This window comes from Ruminococcus flavefaciens 007c (assembly GCF_000571935.1).
GTDB classification, from domain to species: domain Bacteria; phylum Bacillota; class Clostridia; order Oscillospirales; family Ruminococcaceae; genus Ruminococcus; species Ruminococcus flavefaciens_F.
The window spans coordinates 1-23,751 of record NZ_ATAX01000036.1 but is presented as its reverse complement, the minus strand read 5'-3'; the positions used below and the strand labels follow the sequence as shown (position 1 = coordinate 23,751).

Sequence of the window (23,751 nt, the reverse complement as noted above, 5' to 3'; positions counted from 1 at the left end):
TTTCAATGACAGTAAAGTACCAGCTGCTGAAACTATTATAGCATATTGCGTTTGAAATAACAATAAAAAAACTGTTATTTGTAATGCTTTAGTATTATTTTCAAAAGATATATTCTCCGGTTATATGATCCCTCGGAAATAAAAAAGTTCCATGTGTAATAAACACAGGGAGCTTTTTTATCTCTACTCAAGGTTTGTTATTGGTATTATGTGTACTCGCCGTCCCAGTAGTGCGCTTTGATCATCGAACCAGTCTTTGCGTCAATCGTAACTAAACTGTATTTGTTTACGGTGAATTCGTAGTAAAGGTTCCCCTGACCGTCTGCCTTAAGAAGATATGTGCCGGAAATACTGTCACCATTACAGAGCTTTTCGGAATTCGCTTTCGCGTCTTCATAAACGATCGTGATTGCTTCTTCTGCCGGAACGAGATCACTCTTGGTAAAGTCGCATCTTCTGAACTTAGAGTAATCGTAATTCCAGACATAGCCTGTATCAGGTGTATGCCAGTTCATCATCTCTCCTTCTTCAAGGATTACGCCGTCAATAATGATCTTGGCAGAAAATCTGAATTCATCCTTTGTCTCGGCTTCCATGATGACGTAAACGAAGATGTTATCGTGAAGCTCCTTGTCGCATTTCCCGAGAACAGATAGAATATAATCCTTAAACTTCTTATCTCTGTCGGATTCGAAAAGATAATCCGGATAATAGGTATGCTCGCCGACTTTGATTAGTTTTGCCTCATGAAAGGCTTCTACGGCATCATTATCGGCATTTTCGGCACTGATCGCCGTCGTGGCATCTTCCGTAATCTTAGCTGTGGTCTCCTCTTCCTTATCCTTGCCGCCCGCATCTGTCTCCTCGAAAGTCTGCCCATGGCTGCCTGTTTCCGCCCTGGCTCCGCATGCCGTGAATCCTGCAAAACACATAACGGATATAAGGATCGCTATTACTTTTGCTGCCGTATTTTTCATAGTATTCTTACCCCCTTAATGGTCATACTTTCAAAAGGTGTTTCTGGTAATTATGTGTCAGAAAAAGCTTGAATTGCTGCAGCTGAGATGTATTTTCAGCATTTTGTATATATTACACGGCATATTTCAGTGCAAAATAACAACTGTCGGATAGGGACATGGTTTTTCCTACTATAAAACCAATTATGTGATACATTCATTTTCATGCTATGGACAAGTCGATAAAATACAGATAACGAAAGGAACGTGATCCATATGATCAATATCCGACCGGTGTCAGATATGAGAAATAAATACACGGAGACCGAAGCTAAAACCACTTCTGTATGGATACTCCATAATACCTGATGATACAGCTTCTTTATGATATACTGTTAAATACAGGATCTATGATATTGACTTTCGCTTCTGAGATATGATATAATTTCCGTAGAAAAGTATAGCTTGCTTTGCAAAGACGAAATTCATAGGAGTTTAGATTATGAAAAGAAGAAAAAGAGAACTTTTACCCAAAACCGAACCGCTAAAACATGATCCCATTGAAGATACAGAATACTTTAAAGCTATTATTGAAGAAGTCAACAAAGAAGCTGAATCTTTAGTAGAACCTGAAATAAGGTGTGGCAGATTTGCATTTGTTGAAAGAGAGAAAAAAAGAATATTAAAGGAAAAAAATAATATTGATTGGAAAACAACAGAAGAAATGAATCCTAATTGGGATTTCATATAGTGGTTGCAGCGTCACGCTGTAGATTCTTATCAGTAGCTGAATAAAAATATAAGCAGTCTTCGTACTGCTTTTTATTTTCTGTGGAGGTTAGAATATACCGCAAAAAGCCGTGAAACCACGCAAACACTCTTCACGAAGATAGACTATGCCTGCACGGGCATTTGCAATATAAACACGGTTTCCCGCAGGTTTATGCGTGACACAATTGATTTTTATGCTTGATTATGATATAATTGAACAAGAATGAAAGAGGTCATTCATAAGGGAGAATTTACATAAATTTTTATGCCGCTGCTGCAAGCATCATGTTACTGATGACAGGCGTCCTGAATATACAGAAAGCGATGATATTCAATAAGCCTACCATATTGTGGCAATATCTGAATGATAGGAGGTAAAACATGACTTATCTTATCTCACATCTGTGGCTGCTGTACCTGCTTTCGCTTGTACTGGCAGGTATCGCTTATACTGTGATCGACATTCATGCTCCGCATCCCGTATATTGCTTAGAAGCAGCTGTTTATGCAGCGATTCCCGATCTCATCGCTGTGTTCGGACTCTGGTGTTTCAAAAAAGAACACATGGTACCTGCTATTATCATTGCCGTACTCAGCTGTGTTGCAGCAGGCGCTGCTGTGTGGCTCTTTTGGACAGACAGTAAGATCCACGATCATTTTTCTGTAAAGGCAGCAGGAATTGCCGCCGGTATCCTGTGCATCATCGCTTTGATACTATGCAGTATATCCTTCGCCGGGAATCTCCCTCAGATACTTTTAACCTCATGCTGCCTTTGCGGTATGATAAGTGTTGCCTGTATCTTTGGCTATCTCATAGCATTTGCCAGGGGAATGGGAAGTCCGTGAAGTGTATATACTTTTTTATTAATTCGGTGAGCCGCCTGTTTTGTATTTAGTATACGTAAAAAATAAGGTATAATAATAAAAAAAGAGAATGACTGTGGATAAGGTATCAGCCCCCGATTCGGGGCAGACTTCTCTGGAATTTGACATTGGCCCAAAATAACAAGAATAAAAACTTGCACAGTCATATTTCAATTAAAGAACGGAGGATCGAAAATGAATTCTAAACTAATTGCTGTTATGACAACAGGTATGATGTTAACATCTGCGGTATCCACACCGCCTGTATTTGCCGCCGAACAAACCACCCCCACCAAGTCTGTCGTCTTGTTTTCTGACTGGATTCCGAACGACCTTGAATCAGCAGTCGAATTCCTTAACACTTACGGTGTAACGCACATAGGAGATCAGAATGAAAGCGATCTGCTTTGTGTTGTATTTGAGGAGCCGTCTTTCAGTACAAAGAAATACAACATAAAAAACACAGCCGCTCTTCCTACGGAATACTACCATGATGTATTTGTGAATGAAGATACCGATACAGCATATGAAGTAATGGCATACAAAAATGCATGGACATCACAGCCGGATTTCAAAGTGCAATTAAGCTGTGACTCGGAAGTTCAGAAAGAATTCTCTTTTACAAGTTTCGGTACTCAGGTGATAGAGACCGACATATACAGCTGGCTGCCCGACTGCGAAAAGGAATACTGGGATTATGCAGACAAAAACAGTCATTTATCTGTAAAGGATAACTATTTAGTGTTCTGTCTTTCTCATGAGGAAGGCTCTGACTATGATTGGCTTCTGAAAGATGACGGAAAAGAATGCTTTGAGCTTGAAGCAATAAGCGACTGCACAAGCAAAATCGGTTCAGGATCTGATCTTCCTATAATCGTACAAACCAATATGATCTACGCTTACAAGGCTGTCAAGGACGGCTATGACAAGATCTCCTATGATTTCGGAGCAGTTCATGCCAGCATCGAAGAAGACAGCAAGACACTTGTCGCCGACTGTGCAGTTATAAATGGCGCACAGAATATACTGCTATCGGGAGATATGCGCGTCACTCTTGTTGACGATGATACAAACGAGCCGCTTACGCTCCCCGAGGGTGCAGTACCGAGAATATGGACAGATATAAGCCAAAGCACTCCCGAGGGTGAGATCTGCTGTAATATGCAGCCCGTTGGATTTAATAAAAATCCTGCTATTGTACGTTTAGGCGACTTCTTTGACGGGTACAATTTCTCATTTGGATTAAGCAGCAATGATCTTCCCGAAGGATATTCTCTGCCCGACACAGAAGATAAATCCGCAGGTTACTATAACGGTAACATTCTCCCCGACGATCATATGACCGTTACAAAATACAATAACGATACTGCTGATGTGGTGTTCAGACTGAAAAAGAAAAACAACCCGCAGAAGTCAACAAGGATAACCTTTTATGACTCAGACACAGGCGAGCTGATAGATATCCCCAATGGAAATGCCCATCTCAATAAATACACAAGTAAAGAGGGGGACATATATGAGATCATTTACAAAACATTTGATATCAACTCCAACCCCTGCACTATTGATTCGTGTCAGGTATATGATAAGTCATACGGCTATTATTTAACTCCTGAAACAAGATCAGGCTGGTATAATGATCTTAAGTTTGAGATAACATCTGAAAATTCTGACTGTATCGAGCTTACCTGCAGAACGAAATGGCACCCAAGCGGTGACTTTAACGGGGATAATACGTTCAGTATCTCAGATGTTGTGCTTCTGCAAAAATGGCTGCTTGGCGTAAACTGCACGGAAACTACCGATTTTAAAGCCGCAGATTTCTGCCGCGACAACATACTCGACGTATTCGACCTTGCCCTTATGAAGCGTGAGCTTGTAGACCGTGACTACTTATATGTTGAACCGGACGTAATAGTCGGATACGCACCTTTAACTGTTCTGGAAGATGACCTTAAACTGTATATCGGGCCCGATGAAAGCTATGGATATGTTGAAGGGTTAAGTATTCCCGAAGGAACGAAGCTCAACGAAAACGGATATCAGAAAGGTAATGACAACTGGGTGTTTGTATTTTACAGATATCGTTACGGATGGATAAGGACATTCAAAGAGGATAATATCACGCCCACGATCAGATATGAGGTAGTCTGCGACAAGCCTGTTATCTATCTCTATCCTGAGGAAGAAACAGATGTCCATGTTGAGCTGGAGCTTACAGAAGCCGATCTCTCAACAACATATCCTAAGTATAATAACGGCTGGGACGTAACAGCTTCCCCCGACGGTTCTCTTCTGAACAAGGCAGACGATACACATCATAAGTATCTGTTCTGGGACGCTGTAAACTGCCGTACAAGATTTGACTTCTCTGAGGGCTTCTGCGTTGCAGGAAGTAATACAGAGAGCTTCCTGAAGGAAAAGCTCATCTATATAGGACTTACCGAGGAAGAAATGAACGAGTTCATCGTATACTGGCTGCCGAGAATGGAGCATAACAGGTATAATCTCATTTCTTTCCAGGGCGATGTGTATACCGATTCCGCAAAGCTGAATATCACTCCGAAGCCTGACAGCCTGCTCCGTGTATTCATGGCCTATGTTCCCCTTGAAGAAGCTGTTGATATTGAGCCGCAGCAGCTTGAGACCTTTGAGAGAAAGGGCTTTACAGTTGTTGAATGGGGCGGCAGTGAGATCAGATCATAAAAAATATCAGATATAGCACAAATAAGATATCCGCCTGCAGGCGGATATCTTTGTATATATATTCATGATGCAGAGCGTAAGCTGAATTTACAGATTTATTCTGCACAGTACAATCAACAATTACCATATTCCAATATTTACAATTCTCATAGATTTTTTATCATGCGAGATAACTGCATTATGAATTACATTATTTATGCTATTCCGGGATATAGTAAGTCATATAAATGCTTCTTCATTTAAAACCTGTTATCAGTACCTGAACCATAAAGCAGGATAGATAAAATGTGGCTGAGCAATATCCAACCATTTATCCCCCGAAGAGGATAGATAGCTATGCTTATATTTACAACAGTTCAACCCTGATTTTTTCACAATACAAATTAAAAGTAATATCCTGTTCATCTGAATATAGATGAAATTTAGTATCGCTTCCTGAGTTTGAAAATTCCTCTATCATAAAGCCACTGTATAGTCCATTCATCATATCAAAATTAAGATTTCCTCTTATGTTATATAAGGAAAGCTCTATTTGATACTGTCGAGAATTATCTGTAAGCAGTAAAGTGATTTTATTGGTATAATCGCAGTAAAATTCATCTATATCCTTTGAACAATAATTAAGTTCCACTATGTTTCCGAAACAATACCAGTTCTGAAGCTCTGCCGGGAGTTTTTCCCTAAGAATATCTATGCCTTTTATATCCTTATAATCAAACATATTATCACCTGTTTCCAACATTAGATATTATTGAATCAGACTCGCAAGTCAATCTGATACAAAACCGTGACCGCCAAACCATCTTTGATTCATTTCAAATAACAAATCCTTATTTAGCTCATAAGATCCGTCATGTGACTCTTGAAGAACCGAATCAATATGACAGTAAGGACAGATCGCAGTTCTCGCATTTACATCTTCACACCAATCAATTACTTCAGTGGAATTGAATATCCTACCACAGTAAAAGCAATCACAAGTGTTTGATTTCTTAACAAGTTCCTCATTTTCAAATGATAAAGCATGAAGTTTCTCATGGTCAAGCATTTTAAAGCCTCCTTATTCAGAAAAGATCCAGCATGTTGTCGAGATAGATCTCTTCACGGACAGTAAGCTGATATTCCGGCTTTGTGAGATAATAAAGCAGAAATTCGAGATTGACCGCACTTCCGAGTCCTCTGCCTTCTATCTTGAAATTAGAAAAACCGAGGGGCAGATAGGTGCTGATGATGTCGTTGATACTGATAAATCCGGGATTTTTCATTGCCTTTGAAAAACGATATCCGTCCCTGGCATCAGGTGCAGTACAGATGTGGTCGGGACAGTTTTCTCCGAGATTTTTCCGACTAACATTTTCATAGCACGCTTTTCTGTCTTTACAGTAAAACGAGCAGCATTCATTGCACAGAAATTCCACTTTATCTTTCTGGACCTGCGAGAGTGTATCAAGTTTATCGTACAGCTTATTCAGTCTGAAATCAGGAACAACATATTTAAAAACACTCCAATCTGTTTCCTTTATAAACTGCTCAAAATCAGTCTGAACCTTTGTAGTCGAGGAAACGAAATAAAAGTTGGGATAATGATTCTTGATATGTTCAAGCAGAAGATCTGAGTGGATTATCACACCATTCTGTACACCTTTGCTAACTGCGAAAAGCTCACACAGGGCATTACATTTCCTGTCGGTGAGATGCTCAGATTTTAAAAGCGAATTGCTGAAAGTGAGCCTTGAAGAAATACCGTATTTATTCATAAGTGCGAGTACATCTTCAACTTCACATTCACCAAATCCGGCACGTCCGCCGCCCCAGATACAGTCGGCAGGAGCGCCATAGACAGATGCTATTTCGCACCAGTCGTAGAAATATTCCCGGTGCTCACGATACAGCGGCAGAAACACACTATACAAGTCATATAACTCAAACAGCCCCGGAAGATGAAAATATGCTTTATTATTTGCCGTGTTTTCCATATGTTATCCTACCATTTTCTTTATTTTTGGACCATCAAACCGCATATATTTACTGTACTTCAAGCCCCTGTAACAGGTTTTTATGATTGCCTTTATAGTTTTTTAACACGAGCTTACCTGCGTCGTCTGCATTAGTTTTATAAAGCCTTATCTCAGTTGCTTTCAGATAATAGCATTTTTCGCCAAGCTTTAAGGCAACTGAAAAATCGTTTTCTAATGTCCCTACTTGTATAATAAACTCTCCTTGCAGAGATTCATCGCATTTATTATAAGCCTCACAAAAAGTCACTAAAACTTCATACTCGTTAAAGTAAATAAAAGCAGCATATCTGTACTGTTCACTCTCAAATCTTATGAAAACATCTTTAATTCGCGCAGGTTCCATATTCTCTTTCCACACGCCGTCGGATAAGATCTTTTCTCCGTTGAAGAAATTACAGATAGTCTTTGTGATTTTCAAGCTGTCGTTTTCAGTGCAGAATACCAAACGATATCTGAAACGCTTCAGATAATCATTAATCGTATCAAGAGAAGGTGTTTTTATTACTTTGTTCTCATTTACATCGATTTGGTATTCTGAAATTAGATCAGTAATTTCCTGCACGTAATTGTTTGTCACTTCACCCTGCAAAGGGTAATCAACCATGATATTATGTATCTGATTACGCATATTATGAAACATCAGAACCTTCCCTCTTGGCATGATACGGAATTCAATATCATCAAGCCAGAAACGCTCAGTATCATCGAAATAGTGGTCAAGTTCCTTGGGTAATGAAGTATATACCCTGTAAGTATTTCCGTCAGAAAGATCATGCCAAGCCAGTTTCACATATTGGGGAACAAAAAATGGGGTATCATTTGCATCTACTTCATCTGTATATCCGAGGCAGCCACACATTAATCCAGACGGGTTTAAATCGGCTGTTTCGGTAGGAAATTCAAAGCTACCCTCCAGTAATAAACAGTTAAGCTTCCCATGCGTTCTGACTTCAATACTTTTGCATCCGTAGACATCCCAATGCTTTAGTTCTTCTGGGCTTGCATCAAGTTCCTTTGCTTCCCATGAGTCGATCTTTTCAAGCATACCTGCTCTAAACAGGGTTTTTCTGTAATCTTCTTTGCTCATTTTTATCCATCTTGCAGATTCTTCAAAAGAATCGCCTGACAGAAACGACTTTCTGTTATTAAAAAGATTTTTAAGGCCGATACACGCTGCCAGAATCAAAACAATATGCAAACCGGTCTGCCGAGTACTATATGCCCAAAACTTTATGAGAAAAAAAGATATCACTCCGTAAAGAACAGACCCTGCCGTATTAAAAATACTGCGGAAAGCCCTCGCCATACCATTTCCGGCAGGGTCACTATGTGGATAATATGGTGCAAAAATAAACCAGTAGTAGTCAAAGGCCATTATTTCTATCATAGAGAAAAACGGCAATATTTGGGCGGTAAAATATATCGTTGCCAGCTGTGAGGTCAATGTGAGCAGTAAAAACGCTGTCAAAAGAAGATCTTCAAGTCTCTTGGCAGGTCTGTACATACCTTTTATAGCTACACCTGCATAGCTGAATATGATACAAACCAATAGTAGAACGAACGTGGCCATAATTCCTTGTCACCCTCTTTAAATCTCATAGTGGTATTCCACATTAATAAAATTCCAAATAGTATTCTACGGTATTTACATATTCCTATAATAGCATTAATTTCAGTCATAATCTGTGCTGTCATCTTGATATTCCAATTATAACACACCACAAAAGCATTTACAATATCTATCAGCAGTAAAGAGTAAACAACATTAAAATTGTATATACTTTAATGGCAGATTAGCTGCCAATCCATTTTAAGTATATATGTTCATAAAAAGTTTACTATTTCAGCCGCACAATTCACTATTCTCATACGTTAAATCAGATATAAACATTATAATGCGATTATTTCTTGAATTCAGAAGATATCGTTATATAATGAATTTAAGCAGTTATATGCTTTCAATCTGAAGAATGGTAGGTGAATTATATGAAATTCTCAAGGCTTACTGCCGCAATCCTTACAGTCACGACCGCAATCGCTCCTATTTCGCTGAATAGACCTGTTTTACTTAATGCATCCACTGTATTTGCAAAGGAAACAGATGCTGTTGCCGCACTTCCCGACTGGATACCGGACGATTTTGACTCGGCTGTAGAGTTCCGCAACACATATGGAGCTACACATATAGACAATGGACTTATCTGTATTGTTTGTCCTGACCGTGCCAGAAAAGGTGCCAGTGAAGATACATATGGCTTTGAACTGCGCGCAACAGAAGGCATGGGACAAGAGCTAAAGCACGGAATCTATACCTATGAATATACCGAGACCTGCTTTGATGTGTTTGTCTATCAGCCTTTGAAACAGGGAGATATTGTCCTGACGGTCGCTGATCCCCATGTACAGGTCAAGCCATCAGAAAAGGAAACCGGTGATAATTGGGAACCTCCGGCAATTGCTGAATACACATTTACACTTGATAAGAGCCTTAATATCACCGAAACTGATATTTTCAGCTGGCTTCCCGACAGTAAGACGGAATACAACGAATATACAAAGCTGAACGGCGAAGTTTCCGTAAAGGATAACTATTTGGTGTTCTGTACGATGGCAGTCGCCCAGTTGGGTGACAAATGGGAACCCGCAAGCACCAATAAATATGAGAACATCAAGAATCTACTGTCGTCCGACTGTACGATGCAGGTTCCTGACCTGTACGACGACGGTTCTGTTGATAAAATATATGTATATCAGGCTGTGAAAGACGGATACGAGAAGATCTCCTGGACTCGCACGTCCAGCGCCAGACCTAATCCGGAGGAGCAAACGACCTATACTCTGACCGCGGACTGTGTTGTTCTTGATGATGCACAGACAATTCTTCTTCCCGGTCAGATGAGAGCGACTCTCGTTGACTTTGATTCAGGTGAGCAAATCATCCTATCAGAAGAACAAACGCCATATATTTGGACTAATATTAGCAATGGCGAATCGTCCACAGGTCCCATTCTTGTAATGGAGACTAACCCTGCGATTGTGTCTGACGCTCTCGGCGGTTTCTCTGATTCCAAAAATTTTTCATTTGGTTTAGAGGAAAGAGGTCTGCCTGATGGCTACTCATTTATTGATGACGAAAAGCGGCCGGGCTATTACAGCGGAACGATTCTACCTGAAAACTGCATGACTGTAACGCGATATGATAATGGCTCCGCTGATATTATTTTCAAGCTGAAATTCAATCCCACAGGTGACATAAACAATGACGGTGAATTCAATGTTGCAGATGTGGTACTGCTTCAGAAATGGCTGCTTGCAGTTCCGGACACACATCTTGCCAACTGGGAAACTGCGGATTTCTGCCGGGATAACAATCTCGATATATTTGATCTTGTTCTTATGAGAAAAGCACTTCTTAAATCAATAAACCTGCCTGTTGAGGTCAGCGTCAGAGAATCCGGCGGAGTCGTAGGAGCAATGATTATATATAAAGTGTACTGCGAAGGCGAAAAATATTTTCTGTCTTATCAGGACCTGACATATGATCAGAATCCTAAACATATGGTCTACAAGATCTCAGAACAGGAATATCGTGAGATAATGGCTATGGACTATGACAGCATGATCCGAAACATGAATAATCACGACGGACCTGAATGGAGCGAGATCGAGTTCGTGCTCGAAGTCAGCTATTCCGACGGTTCTCAGAAAAAGGCAGTTTCAGACAGAACGCCAAGTGTCATAACAAAACTGAGAAATCTGAAAGAAAAGTATTCCAATTATGTTGAGCCTGATGAGCATTTCGAGTACGGTATTTCATTCTATGTTCAGGAGGACGGCCTCAAGCTTTACCTCGGTCCCGATGAAAGTTACAGCACCGTCGCCTCAATTCCAGCGAATACACGCCTGTTTGAGAAAGGCATAAAGAAAGACAACAATGAATGGCTGTTTACAGAATATAACGGGCAGTATGGCTGGATCAATACAATAGGTGCGGACGGCAAACCAGTAATCTTTTTTGATGGAGCAGCAAAAAAGCCTGTAATTTACCTATATCCCGAAGAGGAGACCGATGTTCATGTTGAGCTGGAGCTTACAGAAGCCGATCTCTCAACGACCTATCCAAGATATAATAACGGCTGGGACGTTACTGCTTCCCCCGACGGTTCTCTTCTGAACAAGGCTGACGGTACGCATCATAAGTATCTGTTCTGGGACGCTGTAAACTGCCGTACAAGATTTGACTTCTCTGAGGGCTTCTGCGTTGCAGGCAGTGATACCGAAAGCTTCCTCAAGGAAAAGCTCACATATATGGGATTGACAGAAGATGAAATGAACGAGTTCATCGTTTACTGGCTGCCTCTTATGGAGCATAACAAGTACAATCTCATTTCATTCCAGGGGGATATATATACAGATTCTGCCAAACTGAATATCACGCCTACACCTGATAGTATGCTCCGCATATTCATGACATATGTTCCGTTGGAGGATGCAGTTGATATCGAACCGCAGAGATTATCGACCTTTGAAAGAAAAGGCTTCACAGTCGTTGAATGGGGCGGTAGCGAGATCAAATCATAAAGCATAAGAAGGTTTCCGGACTACTTCTTTATGCCAAAACAGATAATTTCACTCAGCCGGATCACTCTTATTCAATGAGTGGCAACTAAATAAGCGTAAAAACCTTGAATTTAGATTGCGACTTCACCGAAGCAAAACGACAGTTAAATGATTTAGCTCTACAACACTTCAAGATATGAGCAAAAATCGGACAGCCTTAGCTGTCCGATTTTTATTTATGGTGAGTTATGGGTGCGAAAGTATGAGTTAAGGGTGAGGGTAGGCGAAGTGCAAATGAGTACAACAGTACGCTTAGGACTGTTTAAGCATAAATAGTAGACTAGCGAAACATATATCGCTTACATATATAGGCACAAAAAGAAAAACGCCCCTATAAATAGGGATGCTTTTCACCGACGTCAAATGATTAATATCTCCATTGTGACGTCTAAATATGGTTGCGGCGGCTGGATTTGAACCAACGACCTTCGGGTTACGAGTTATACTTTAAGTATATCATACAGTATCACGGAATACCACGCAGTCCATTTTTAGCCAGTTTCAGCACTATACGATACGTAATAACACTGTATAAAACTCAAAAATTGATGTACAAATTGATGTATAAGATATTTTTCTATTTCTATAAGCCTCCTTTACGGAGGCTTTTTCATTTAACAAGTACGCTTTATACAACAGCCTCAATCAAAGTTTTATCTTCATATTTAACAGTTTTGATACCATTTTCCTTATTCTTATTAAAGTTGAAAGTCAACATATATCCAGTTTTTAATCTATACGAATCAAGATAGTCTGAAAGCTGCTTCTCGCCATCTTCATTATACTTCTGACCGTGCCATATCTTAAGCTCCACGATATACCTCTTGCCGAGATAGTCGATAACAACGTCCATACGACGGTTGTCACGTGTACGAGCTTCGATATAATAGTTTCCTACTCCGTTAATTATGGGACGGAGATATACAAGGAAACACTTCCTGCCATCCTCTTCAATAAACTTTTCAGTGCTGTCACCGTAAATCTCATGGAAGTGATCTATGAATCGGCTGATGATAAGCTCAACATTAAGAATGCCATTTTTCACAAACTCAGGCTTATCAAATAATCCAGCCTTTGAGATAGGTGTTGACTTCATTTCCTCGGAGGTAAGCATATCATTATACAGCCTCGTCTCAAATATCCTGTTGGCTATTACTACCGCTCCATCCTCAACCTTCACAAATCCAAACATCAAAAGCAGCTTTGTCGGTTCATGATCAGGATTAAACGAGAATCTTTCGCCTTTAGTAAGTATCTGATATAGGCTTTTCTTCATCTCAGGATAATCTTCAAGCCTGTTAATAAGAGATTCAAACAGAGGAGTATTCGCCGCAAGAATACGGTTTACCGCCTTTATTACGCCTTCCTCTGTCCATTCGTGGATTTCTTCATCCAGGTATTTACAAATATTAGACACAAGCACAGGATAGCCGGAAGTGTAGTCATAGATAAGCTGAGCGATCAAAGCGACATCCATACCTGTATTATGATCCTTCTCATAATCCGTAAGCATTCCGATTATTCCATCTGCGGTAAGGGCCATGTTAATATTAAAATCTACAGCAATATTCCAGGGACTATTATGCTGATGCTCGGAATCCTCTCTTATTTTCAGTTTTAGATTACGAATGTCCCTGACACCTGCAAGTATAACTGATTTGAATATGGTTATCTTGTTTCGGCGAAGATAATATCCACGCAGCATACCAAGTAAGTCAATGAATACTGTATTATTTGCAGCTGTATCGATCTCGTCTATAATAAGAACCACAGGCTTTTCCGCCTCAGCGCATACATCACTGAAAACATCAAAAAGATCCGCAAGTACAAAGCTCTTATTATCGTTTTTTAAACGCTTGATAGCATCAACTATATCGTTGCTCACAACACTTCTGAATGCATTATTCCTATACATCTCACGAGCAAAAGCAGATACGAATCTCCCTTCAGTACTGAAATCAGTATTGCTGAGCAGTTGAAAATCCAGATTGATAACCAGATACTCTGGAGTCAGGAATGTCTCAAGTGCATTCAGGGTAGTTGTCTTGCCGTACTGACGTCCACGATTGATAACAAAATAGTCTCCCTTGTCTATCATATCTCTGATTTTCTCAAGACGATCATGTATATCGACCATATAATGCTGCTCAGGTATACAAGAGCCGGTTATATTAAAGCATTTACTCATCTATTCTCACTTCCTTACTGTGTGCCAGAAAATTGCTGTGGTATAATTTCTGTTAACAGTATACCACAATTCATTGAATAAATCAAGCATAACAAGTAAAATCGGGGCCGAGCCCCGATTTCATGTCATTACTTATATAATTCAAGCAATCTGTTTATTCTGTTTTGAATGAATCCCGTTCAGAGCGTTCTACCGCTCCTCTGAAACAGGATATTCCTTGTGATTGACAAGACTGAAATCTTCAATGCTATTGATTTTGCTGTACATATCCTTGCTCATAAGCCGAGGCATATGGTCATCAAATATGCATCTTTTCGTTTTATTGTAATAAGCTTTGCGATTCATTATCTTGCTTGGACAATAATTCATCATTCCAATAAGTGAAAGAAAAAATAGTCACAAAATTCTCTCAAAAATCAATTATAGTATTGCTTTTTTTATTCAAATCACTTTCATCTCCAAAAGCACCATATACTTTTAATGCATCGCGAAGATCGTCTAAAAATGCTTCTTCATTGCAATACGGAAAAGCGTTATCTATCAGACAGCGTTCAGGGATACTCCAGCGAACCGTGTAATCATCTATAAATTTCTGATTAAGCTGAACAATATAGCTTTTACAGTTCCAAATAAATACAAATAACTTTTCATCAGGAAAATCTCTGTCACACGACGACGAAATAAGATACATTTTCCTATCTTTATCTGCTGTCCATTTAAATGGCGGAAGCATTTCAGTTAACTTGATAATATGGCCCAAGCCTAAGACAGGTATCTTTATATCCCACCTGCTGAATGCATTTCGCTGTTCCGGTGTCAATATTTCATTTACAAAAGCCATTGATTTCTTCCTTTTCATTTAGCAGAATCTGTTTTTGAGAATAATGCTCTGATTTCGTCATAGTGACACTCCTCACTTGATAGGTGACAAATCTCACTGATAAAGTGACAAATAACACGTTCCCAAAGGGAAAAATATGTGATATCATAATGACAGTGAAGGACACGGAAAACAAAATAAGCAAAAAGGAGGTAAAAAACAGGGACTATCGTTTTCCAGAACTGTTCATCGGAAAAACAAAAAACAAATTTTATTTATTTATCAGGATGGAGGTTGTTTATTATGAAAAAATATTCCAGAACAATGCTTGCATTATTTATCGGAGCGTTAACTCTTCAGAGCAGTATCACAGGGGCTTTGACAGCAGCTGGGGCGGAAACTGAGGAAGCCGGAGAGATAACAGTGTATTATGACGAAACGGAGTATGAACTTGATCCCGCAGAGGACGATACCGATGTGCAGATACTACTTAAAAAGGGCGATATATCCGTCAGCGTTACCAATGATGAGGACGCTTACATAATCAGATACGGCGAGAGCGTTGAGCTCGGCGTTACAGCCACAGGCGGATTCGGCAATCTTTCTTATCAGTGGTTAAAGGACGGAGCGGCGGTAAGCGGCGCTACTTCACCGACCTATACCGCGTCAGAGGTCGGAAAGTATACCTGCCGTGTAACCGATAATTCAGGCTTCAAAGTAACATCAACGGTAGTAAATGTTGTATCGACGCTTTCCTTCACAAAGCTCCCCGATGACGTATACATCGCAGAGGGCGGAAGCGCAGAGATGTCCGTTGAGATATCAGGCGGACTTGCCCCCTATACCTACCAGTGGTACAAGGACGGCACTGCCATAGCCGGTTCCGGTTCTGCGACCTGTACAGTCACATCGGCAGGAAGGTACAACTGCAAGGTAACTGATTCCCTCGGACAGGAGATAACAGGAAGATACGGCAATGTATACATCGCTGATAAGCTCGTTCTCACCACCGACCTCAGTTACAGGGAGATAATGCCCGCGAGCGGAGTAGTCCTCAAGGTCTACGCAAAGGGCGGACACGGAACATACTCCTATCAGTGGTACAAGGACGGCACTGCTGTGAGCGGTGCAACAAACCAGAGCTATGGCGCTGCAACGTCAGGCAACTATTACTGTATCATAACCGATAATTCGGGACAGTCCGTGAAGAGCAGAACCTGCGAGGTCATTGCAAAGCTTGCTGTAACTTCACAGCCGCAGTCACAGACAGTGGCAAACGGTAAATCTGCTGCCCTCGCTGTCAGCGTAAGCGGCGGCAAAACACCATATACATACCAGTGGTACAGGAATGGTATGGGTCTTGGAGGCGCAACCTCAAAAACATACAACGCGACCTGTTCCGGCAATTATTACTGCCTTATAAAGGACAATTCAGGTCAGAGCGTATATTCAAATACCGTTACGGTAACAGTAGCAAGCGCTGTAACCATATCATCACAGACTCAGAATTATCCGTCTGTAACGTCAAACGGCTCCACAAAGCTCTTCGTCAATGCAACAGGCGGCTACGGAACTCTCAAATATCAGTGGTACAAGGGAGGCACAGCAATCAGCGGCGCGACTTCAAGCACATATACGGCAACAGCGGCAGGCAATTATTACTGCATAATAAAGGATTCTCTCGGACAGAGCGTTACTTCATCGACTATTACCGTTGTCAATGCCATAACTATCTCATCGCAGACGCAGAGCTACAGGATACTTGCGTCGGGAGGCTCTTCAACACTGAGCGTGACCGCAACAGGCGGCTACGGAACTCTCAAATATCAGTGGTACAAGGGCGGTACAGCGATCAGCGGCGCGACTTCAAGAACATATTCAGCAACAGCGGCAGGCACATATTACTGCAAGATAACCGATTCAGCCGGACAGATAAAGTCCTCTGCAAATATCATCGTAGTAAATAAACTGGGTATCTCATCACAGTCCGGAAACATTACCATCAACGACGGCTGCTACACTACGCTTTCAGTATGCATGACAGGCGGCTACGGAACACTTAAATATCAGTGGTACAAGGACGGTTCGGCTGTAAGCGGTGCTACATCGAGAACATATTCAACAAAGGCAGCGGGAAGATACTACTGCGTAATAACAGATCAGGCAGGTCAGAGCGTGACCTCAACCACAAAGGTAGTCACAGTTATCACCTACCGTATCACAAAGCAGCCTCAGAGCGGCGTTATCGCTTCCGACAACGGCTACAAGCTCTCGGTAACGGTAGCGGGCGGCACATCTCCGTATAAGTATACATGGAGAAAGGACGGCGTTTATATAGGCAGCACAGCAACACTGACGGTATATGACGCAGGCAGGTATTACTGCACTATCACAGACGCAAACGGCAAGTCGCTCACAAGCGATACAGCTACGCTTATCAAGAATTATCTCAGATTTACCAACACATTCCCCACATACGCAACAAAGGAAGGCAGCTATTATCACCTTAAAGCAAGCGCGGCAGGCGGCTCCGGCAAGTATTATTACTACTACTGGCAGAAGCTTGCGGCAGGCTCTAGCGAGTGGGTATATACAGACTGCCACGACTCCGAGCTCTATGTGTATGCAGGCACTTCCAAGGGCGACCGCTACAGATGCTGCATTACCTGCGAGCATTCATATGAACCCGGATATGCTTACCTCTGGGGACCTACGATATATATGGCTGATCCCATGAAGCTTACAAACAGTTCATCATACGGCAGCTCGACAGGTACTCTTACAGTAAAGGGCTCTGAGGGCTTCGGACCATATACAGTAAAATGGTATAAGACAACAAAAGAACATGAATACTTAACAGGAACGCTTGTTTCATCATACTCTGTAAGCAGCATATCAGCAATAAACTATACTGTATATAAAAGCAAAACAACATCGGGAACATATAAAGAGGAGTATTACACAGGATATTACGGCGGCTGGAAGACCCGTACTATAGATAATGGTGATGTATACAAATGTGAGATAACAGACGCAACAGGTACTAAAGTAACATCTGAAAGATTCTATGTATATAAGAGCTTCTTCAATTAATAATTAAACAGCAATAATAAAAGCTCCTATGGCAAAATGAATTAAGCAACAAACTGGCTTCGCAACTCAAGCGGAGTCAGTTTTGTTTTAAGCTGGATATCACATACTCTCTTAATAATGATTTTTTTGATTATACAATGTCTACGCCGAAATGTCAGTATCCAGAAACACCTTTGCGGTGTATGTTATTTGTAACGGAAAGTAGATTCCGTATGCGGAACTGGTGAAAGAGACAGATACGAAGGACGATGAAAGTTCATGATTTGATCTTTCTGAATTCGTCTTCACAGAATCGCTGCATGGCAGGCAAGTTTTCAGCAAAAAACTTTGCTTGTTCCTCAGAAATCGTAACATCAAAAAGAGGAATCGGATCAAAGCCATTTCTTCCACAGCTCATATAATGATATTTCACAACTGCTTAGCGAATTTCATCACGGTGATAAGGATATTTTACAAGGTATACACCATTGTATTCTTTGAGGATCGTACCACCGAAATTTAAAATATAATTTTCAGCATTTTCAGTCATAGATTACTCTCCCCTATGATAATGTGATAAAATTTTTTCTTATCATAATACTAATTCGCCTGAAATGATCTTATTATTAAAAGGAACATGGACAGAAAAAAGCAATGATACATGGCACGTTGACAATTTAAAACTCCAACCAGATGGATATGATATTTTAATTAATGTCCCAATTAATGTATCTACTGAAGCAAATGCTTCTTTAGATGTTACTTTTGATGGTACGAATTATATAATATCAAATATTTCTGGAATGTATGCAATTCCTGGGAAAGAAGAGATTGGCACAGATTTATCATACTTGAATTCGGATAATATGTCAAAAACTGCTCTTACTGTCCCTAAAACCATGATTGAGAATGACAGATAACATGTATGCTGGGGCTTTATGCCCCGGCTTTCATATATTCTATTTTTATAAAGATAGGATAATAACTGTATAAACAAAGTGCCACCTTTAAAAAGGTGGCATAGTTCATTTCAGAATATAATTGAAAACTATCAGATTAAACTCTGATATTCTCTTTTTTAAGAAAATGACGATACGCAATATATGATACTATTGTATCAAAAGCATTTCCGAAACCAAACATCAGAGCGATACCGATGAGCGTAGGCTTCCATACTCCGCAGATGTACAAGATAAAGAATGTTCAGTAGTAAATGCTGTTCGTCACAACAGACTCAAACAGCATATAGTTTGTCTTACCTCGGCCGTAGAAAGTCGCATCGAAAACGTTCTGGAATGCGTACATAACATAGAAAACGAACAACACCATTACAAGCTTAAACAGCTTATCTACATCGCTGTATCCAAGGATATTACGCATAAATGGCTTATACAGCGGAATCGTAATTACCCATATAAGACAGGTTACAGCCGTTATCGTAAAATACCCGAGAGTATTCTTCTTTACGGCATTCTTGTCCTTGGCAGTCTCCTGCTTTATAAGCTCTCCAAGCTGAGTAATAGGCAGCAGCATCCAGCCCCATATGAAGTTATTGGCTACCCAGTATGTACCTTGTTCTCCGACCATATTGACCATACGCGAGACCATGAGCATATATGCTATATTCCTGACAAACGATTCAAGTCCCGAGATACTTCCAATCTTGAAGAAATCCTTCATCCAAGCAAAAGACAGCTTTTCTTTCTTAAACAGCGGATAACCACATCTGCATATAAGAAACGCCGAAATCAGAAACAGTATCAGGTTTGAAATGATATTGGATATTCCTATTCCGTTAACGCCGCAATTCAGCGATACGGGAAGCGTTGAAACGAGTAATGTATCAAGTATCAAGCTCAGAACAAGCTTGGCTGCCGTTATAGTGTATACAAGCTTATCCTTGCCTATGGTGATAAGAGCTACGCAAATAAAGCTATACAATATGCCAAAGATATTTGCAACACACTCTATCCTGATATAGCTTGCGGACTCCGATAATATATCAGGTGATACTGCCATGAATCTCAGCAGCGGATGAACAAATATCATCACAAGCATGGGGCAAACCGTATATATTCCAAGCGATACAAGCAGTCCACTTCGTATCCTGTTGGAGTACTCCTTTTTATCCGAAACAGCCTGTCCCATAAAAAAGTATAGTGGCAGGACTATAGCTTCATTTATGACCTCATAAAGCAGGTTTACCCATGAAAGCTGTCCTGCAATTGAGTAGGACCAGTCTCCGGGAAGCTGCCCGAGGAAAAATGTTCGCAGTGTTGTGTACAGCGTCGGGCATAGTCCCATGACCAATAGCGCCAGAAACAATCTTCCGTTAATATTCTTAAGTGATCTCTTTATTCTGTCCATTATAAACTCCCCCTGTATTAACATACTCCGTTTATTCAGCGTCTTCCCAGTAATCTTTGGCTATGTCAGCAAGATAGTCATCGCCACAGACAACAAAATCAACGAAAATCTTTTCGGTTTCGTCATCTTTATAGTTCATCAAACCTCTGAGTGCAGCAGCGATTATCTGCTTGGTATCACCGCTGAATGAATTATGGCGTGCGAACTTCATAAGCAATCCTTTTGTACGTTTATCATTTGTCCGAACAAATCTGCTCATAAGAATCTGAGCGTAATATACAGGATCCTCTTGCTGAAAAACATAGTAATATATGTCTTCGGCTGACATATTTTAAATAGCACTGTAATCACTGGCTAATTCACCTGCAAACTGATCTGCTGTCGGATAATAATAAACAGCGTCTGTATAGCATTTTTCCCATTCGCGTTTCGCAAATCTGCTTTCAACAGGCAGTCCTTTATAAAGTACAGGGGGCTGTTGCTTCTTTTTGGCGTAAAGATCAGCTATTTGCTCAGTATATTGCTTGTACAGTTTTGACGGTAGACCGCTTATTTTATCTACTGCTATATCGTACTCGGCATCAAGATAATAACCGAACCGTATCTGAATATTGTCCTTGTCTCCTGCAAGATGTCCCTTTGTGATAACTATCGTATCAAGAGGAGCATGAAGTCTTGCAGCTGCACAGGCTTTGTGATGGCCGTCAAGCAAAGCACTCATTCCGCCCATTGCGTTATATGCTATAGCACGGGGCTTTTCATTTCCGCTTTTGAACAAGTCCATATAATGCTTGACACGGTTCTCATCATATCTGTCACGCGACTGTGTTGGATAAAGAAAAACGCCTTTTAATTCGCATAGCTGCATAAGATCGGTGATATAATATGCATCTGTATATGCGTTATAATACTTAAGCTCGTAAGTAACTGCCCAAAAGAAATGACCGTCACCGTCAACAGGAAAAGTCTTTGTATCTCTGATAAGATATACTCCGTCCTCAAATAAGCCGATAAGCGGCTTTATAGTTTCAAGGAAATCCTCAACACCAGTAAATCCGCTGTTGATCTTATCTGATACTTCGGTAAGTTCGGTACATTTTGCACTATCAAGTCCATAGCCTGTGGCAAGTAATCCGCAGCAGGTAGGACAATAACTCGGATGCATCTCCATTAACGGGGTACCGTTCAATGTCATGACCATAGGATATGTCATATCTTTCTCATTCTCTTCCATACTTGTCAATTCACATTTAAGAGCAGCTTTTGCACCTGTTACCGCTATAACGATACCATCTGGCACTTTCTTTATTATATTGATCTTAGTATTACTGAACAATCCCATTTTTTTCACCACCAATCAGAGTTTATTTCATTATATCATGAGAATATGTATTTTTCAATAACAGGTATTGATAACAAGCTTCTCAGAACTTCCTCCGCAAAACATCAGTAAAAAAGAAGCACCGCCCGAAGACGGTACATTCATTATCACATATCAAAAAGTTTATCTGCTTCATCAAGGTCAAGAAGATAATACTTCCTACCTTTCTGACGATTCTCAATGAGCAGTGTATCTGGTATCATCCTCAGCCTGCTCCGTAATGTATTCTCTGAGAGTTAAAAAGATAAGAATGTGTGTTCACAAAAAGTTTGCGATTTCAGCCGCACATTTTACTAATCTCATACGTTAAAGCCTATATAGACTAAAGTACAATTATCTCTTGCATTTGGCGAGATATCGTTGTATAATGAAATCAGGCAGCTATATGCTGCAAATTCAAAGAATGGTAGGTGGATTATATGAAACTCAAAAATATCACAGCAGTTTTTTTAACTGCAACATTGTTATTCTCGTCTGTGCCGGTATCATATCCGTCATCTATATTTGCAGCTGAAACTGTATCAGAGGTTCATGCAGAGATACCGCTGGATTCTGATAATGTACGCTTTACAGTCGTTGACTACGATACGGGAGAAAAGATAGCATTGGACAAGGAGTTCAGCTATTTCGCTATCGTCCCCTATATATGGGCCAGTGACGACACACAGCAGAATCCAAGTACCGTTTATTTATACCCCGATTCCAATCCGTATATATGGGAACAAACCATTTCCGAGGATGAGACAATTAATGCGGGGCTTGCTGACGGTTCTTTGAACGATAATTATTATCTCCCCGATGATTATGAAGAGATAACCAGATATGAAAATGGTTCTGTGGATGTAGTGATAAAGCTGAAAAGCAACGAAGGCTTTGAGCTTCCACCAGGCTCCGTAAGAGTAACTGTTACGGATGGAGATACAGGCGAGCTTATCCCTGATGAAGTGTTTGCCAAAGCCCCTCTTACAATCGGAACAAATATAGTTACTAAAGGCAAAGTTACAGGGCCGATTATCATGGTAGAAAAAAATCGTGCTGTAATAAAGGAGAACCTTGCTTCTCTTTATAAAAGTGCTGATAAATTTGAGCTGTATTTTGACGGAGAATCAGAAATAAAGGTCTACGCTAACAATTCTATGGATATTTTCCTGACAACTGCTCCTAAGGCTGAAGTTAACGGAGATGTTAACGATGACGGCGAATTCAATGTTGCAGATGTTGTTCTGCTGCAAAAGTGGCTACTCGCCGATCCGGACATTCATCTTTCTAACTGGAAAGCGGCTGATTTCTGCAACGATAATAAACTTGATGTTTTCGACCTTTGTCTTATGAGGAGAGAGCTGCTTCGCGCGTTGGGTCATTATGTCGGCTTCAGCATCATCGAAGAAGGCGGAGTTAAAGGAGCACAAACAGAATATGATGTTTATCAGGAAGGTGAAAAATATTTCCTGTCTTATCGTGATCAGACAATGCCTCTAAAAATCAGAGCCCGGATCACAGAGTCGGATTATAACGATATTATATCTGAAGCCTCTGACAGCTATCGTGAAGTTGCAGCGGCACCTGTTAGGCCGAGTGAAATGGTTTTTTCAAAAACGTTCTATTATGCTAACGGTTATGAAAGGAATGAATCTTCTGACAGATATCCGGGTGTTCTTGATAAAATGAAGGAACTGAAGGCAAAATATCTCTTGTATGTTGTGCCGGACAGATTGGTCCCATTTTTCTCAAATATTATAGTGGTAACAGATAAACTGAAAATGTATCTTGGTCCTGATACAAGTTACGATGTTGTCACATCTATCCCCAATAATATAAGGCTTCGTGAACTTGGAGTTCAGAATAACAACGTCAATTGGGCATTTGTAGAATATGAGGATCAGTATGGCTGGATTCAGATGGTTACAGATGACGGTGAACAACAGTATATCGTTGATGCTCCGGTTGCAGCAAAACCTGTAATATACCTATATCCAGAGCAGGAGACA

17 protein-coding genes are annotated in these 23,751 nt (G+C 40.5%); 7 read left to right on the top strand and 10 right to left on the bottom strand.

Annotated features, from left to right (window positions below; all coding sequences use genetic code 11):
- Window positions 1-206: 206 nt before the first annotated feature.
- Window positions 207-977: a hypothetical protein gene (locus RF007C_RS14790; RefSeq protein WP_037301181.1), complete on the bottom strand. Its 771-nt coding sequence runs from the start codon at window positions 975-977 to the stop codon at window positions 207-209.
- Window positions 978-1,458: 481 nt separating this feature from the next.
- On the opposite strand from RF007C_RS14790, the gene RF007C_RS14785 reads away from it, so the two are divergent.
- The 3 genes from RF007C_RS14785 to RF007C_RS18130 all read left to right on the top strand — a co-directional run bounded on the left by RF007C_RS14785 (window position 1,459) and on the right by RF007C_RS18130 (window position 5,297).
- Window positions 1,459-1,707 (top strand): hypothetical protein, encoded by a 249-nt coding sequence (locus tag RF007C_RS14785; protein ID WP_037301178.1) that lies wholly within the window; start codon window positions 1,459-1,461, stop codon window positions 1,705-1,707.
- A gap of 401 nt (window positions 1,708-2,108) precedes the next feature.
- Window positions 2,109-2,573 carry a hypothetical protein gene (locus RF007C_RS14780; protein ID WP_037301175.1) on the top strand — a complete coding sequence of 155 codons (465 nt, stop codon included), beginning with the start codon at window positions 2,109-2,111 and terminating at the stop codon, window positions 2,571-2,573.
- 213 nt (window positions 2,574-2,786) lie between these two features.
- Entirely contained in the window at window positions 2,787-5,297 is a 2,511-nt protein-coding gene (locus tag RF007C_RS18130) for a dockerin type I repeat-containing protein (protein WP_193385760.1), read from the top strand.
- A 346-nt stretch (window positions 5,298-5,643) separates the two neighbouring features.
- On the opposite strand, the gene RF007C_RS14770 is transcribed toward RF007C_RS18130, so the two are convergent.
- From RF007C_RS14770 to RF007C_RS14755, 4 genes are read right to left on the bottom strand one after another with little or no spacing between them, the layout of a single operon-like run.
- Window positions 5,644-6,018, bottom strand: coding sequence for a hypothetical protein (locus tag RF007C_RS14770; RefSeq protein WP_037301172.1), 375 nt, complete (start codon window positions 6,016-6,018; stop codon window positions 5,644-5,646).
- A 48-nt stretch (window positions 6,019-6,066) separates the two neighbouring features.
- Window positions 6,067-6,345 (bottom strand): hypothetical protein, encoded by a 279-nt coding sequence (locus RF007C_RS14765; protein ID WP_037301170.1) that lies wholly within the window; start codon window positions 6,343-6,345, stop codon window positions 6,067-6,069.
- 16 nt (window positions 6,346-6,361) lie between these two features.
- Entirely contained in the window at window positions 6,362-7,273 is a 912-nt protein-coding gene (locus RF007C_RS14760; RefSeq protein ID WP_037301167.1) for a hypothetical protein, read from the bottom strand.
- Between the two features lie 49 nt (window positions 7,274-7,322).
- Window positions 7,323-8,885 (bottom strand): hypothetical protein, encoded by a 1,563-nt coding sequence (locus tag RF007C_RS14755; RefSeq protein ID WP_037301165.1) that lies wholly within the window; start codon window positions 8,883-8,885, stop codon window positions 7,323-7,325.
- 416 nt (window positions 8,886-9,301) lie between these two features.
- Between RF007C_RS14755 and RF007C_RS18125 the strand changes: the two genes are divergently transcribed.
- Entirely contained in the window at window positions 9,302-11,896 is a 2,595-nt protein-coding gene (locus tag RF007C_RS18125) for a dockerin type I repeat-containing protein (RefSeq protein WP_242836314.1), read from the top strand.
- Between the two features lie 667 nt (window positions 11,897-12,563).
- Here RF007C_RS18125 and RF007C_RS14745 read toward each other — a convergent pair.
- A complete protein-coding gene (locus RF007C_RS14745) occupies window positions 12,564-14,123 on the bottom strand; it encodes an AAA-like domain-containing protein (protein WP_037301162.1) in 1,560 nt (519 codons plus the stop codon).
- A 409-nt stretch (window positions 14,124-14,532) separates the two neighbouring features.
- A complete protein-coding gene (locus tag RF007C_RS14740) occupies window positions 14,533-14,964 on the bottom strand; it encodes a hypothetical protein (RefSeq protein ID WP_037301158.1) in 432 nt (143 codons plus the stop codon).
- A 282-nt stretch (window positions 14,965-15,246) separates the two neighbouring features.
- On the opposite strand from RF007C_RS14740, the gene RF007C_RS16715 reads away from it, so the two are divergent.
- Window positions 15,247-18,036: an immunoglobulin domain-containing protein gene (locus RF007C_RS16715; RefSeq protein ID WP_152537182.1), complete on the top strand. Its 2,790-nt coding sequence runs from the start codon at window positions 15,247-15,249 to the stop codon at window positions 18,034-18,036.
- Between the two features lie 593 nt (window positions 18,037-18,629).
- Window positions 18,630-18,935, top strand: a complete 306-nt coding sequence (locus tag RF007C_RS17345; RefSeq protein WP_152537181.1) for a hypothetical protein — start codon at window positions 18,630-18,632, stop codon at window positions 18,933-18,935.
- A gap of 283 nt (window positions 18,936-19,218) precedes the next feature.
- Here RF007C_RS17345 and RF007C_RS14720 read toward each other — a convergent pair whose 3' ends face one another.
- The 3 genes from RF007C_RS14720 to RF007C_RS16710 all read right to left on the bottom strand — a co-directional run bounded on the left by RF007C_RS14720 (window position 19,219) and on the right by RF007C_RS16710 (window position 21,724).
- Window positions 19,219-20,382, bottom strand: a complete 1,164-nt coding sequence (locus tag RF007C_RS14720; RefSeq protein WP_051456702.1) for an MATE family Na+-driven efflux transporter — start codon at window positions 20,380-20,382, stop codon at window positions 19,219-19,221.
- Window positions 20,383-20,413: 31 nt separating this feature from the next.
- Entirely contained in the window at window positions 20,414-20,593 is a 180-nt protein-coding gene (locus RF007C_RS17340) for a hypothetical protein (protein WP_152537180.1), read from the bottom strand.
- A 120-nt stretch (window positions 20,594-20,713) separates the two neighbouring features.
- Window positions 20,714-21,724 (bottom strand): hypothetical protein, encoded by a 1,011-nt coding sequence (locus RF007C_RS16710; protein ID WP_051456701.1) that lies wholly within the window; start codon window positions 21,722-21,724, stop codon window positions 20,714-20,716.
- Between the two features lie 458 nt (window positions 21,725-22,182).
- Here RF007C_RS16710 and RF007C_RS14705 point away from each other — a divergent pair.
- Window positions 22,183-23,751: dockerin type I domain-containing protein (locus tag RF007C_RS14705; protein WP_037301152.1), on the top strand; the 1,569-nt coding region annotated here is incomplete at its 3' end.

Coding starts and splice junctions, on each gene's coding strand:
- RF007C_RS17340 (WP_152537180.1), bottom strand. CDS start 20,593: ATGAAGTTCGCACGCCATAATTCATTCAGCGGTGATACCAAGCAGATA.
- RF007C_RS14780 (WP_037301175.1), top strand. CDS start 2,109: ATGACTTATCTTATCTCACATCTGTGGCTGCTGTACCTGCTTTCGCTT.
- RF007C_RS16710 (WP_051456701.1), bottom strand. CDS start 21,724: ATGGGATTGTTCAGTAATACTAAGATCAATATAATAAAGAAAGTGCCA.
- RF007C_RS14740 (WP_037301158.1), bottom strand. CDS start 14,964: ATGGCTTTTGTAAATGAAATATTGACACCGGAACAGCGAAATGCATTC.
- RF007C_RS14755 (WP_037301165.1), bottom strand. CDS start 8,885: ATGGCCACGTTCGTTCTACTATTGGTTTGTATCATATTCAGCTATGCA.
- RF007C_RS14760 (WP_037301167.1), bottom strand. CDS start 7,273: ATGGAAAACACGGCAAATAATAAAGCATATTTTCATCTTCCGGGGCTG.
- RF007C_RS14745 (WP_037301162.1), bottom strand. CDS start 14,123: ATGAGTAAATGCTTTAATATAACCGGCTCTTGTATACCTGAGCAGCAT.
- RF007C_RS14785 (WP_037301178.1), top strand. CDS start 1,459: ATGAAAAGAAGAAAAAGAGAACTTTTACCCAAAACCGAACCGCTAAAA.
- RF007C_RS14770 (WP_037301172.1), bottom strand. CDS start 6,018: ATGTTTGATTATAAGGATATAAAAGGCATAGATATTCTTAGGGAAAAA.
- RF007C_RS14790 (WP_037301181.1), bottom strand. CDS start 977: ATGAAAAATACGGCAGCAAAAGTAATAGCGATCCTTATATCCGTTATG.
- RF007C_RS14765 (WP_037301170.1), bottom strand. CDS start 6,345: ATGCTTGACCATGAGAAACTTCATGCTTTATCATTTGAAAATGAGGAA.
- RF007C_RS17345 (WP_152537181.1), top strand. CDS start 18,630: ATGATCTTATTATTAAAAGGAACATGGACAGAAAAAAGCAATGATACA.
- RF007C_RS18125 (WP_242836314.1), top strand. CDS start 9,302: ATGAAATTCTCAAGGCTTACTGCCGCAATCCTTACAGTCACGACCGCA.
- RF007C_RS16715 (WP_152537182.1), top strand. CDS start 15,247: ATGAAAAAATATTCCAGAACAATGCTTGCATTATTTATCGGAGCGTTA.
- RF007C_RS18130 (WP_193385760.1), top strand. CDS start 2,787: ATGAATTCTAAACTAATTGCTGTTATGACAACAGGTATGATGTTAACA.
- RF007C_RS14720 (WP_051456702.1), bottom strand. CDS start 20,382: ATGGACAGAATAAAGAGATCACTTAAGAATATTAACGGAAGATTGTTT.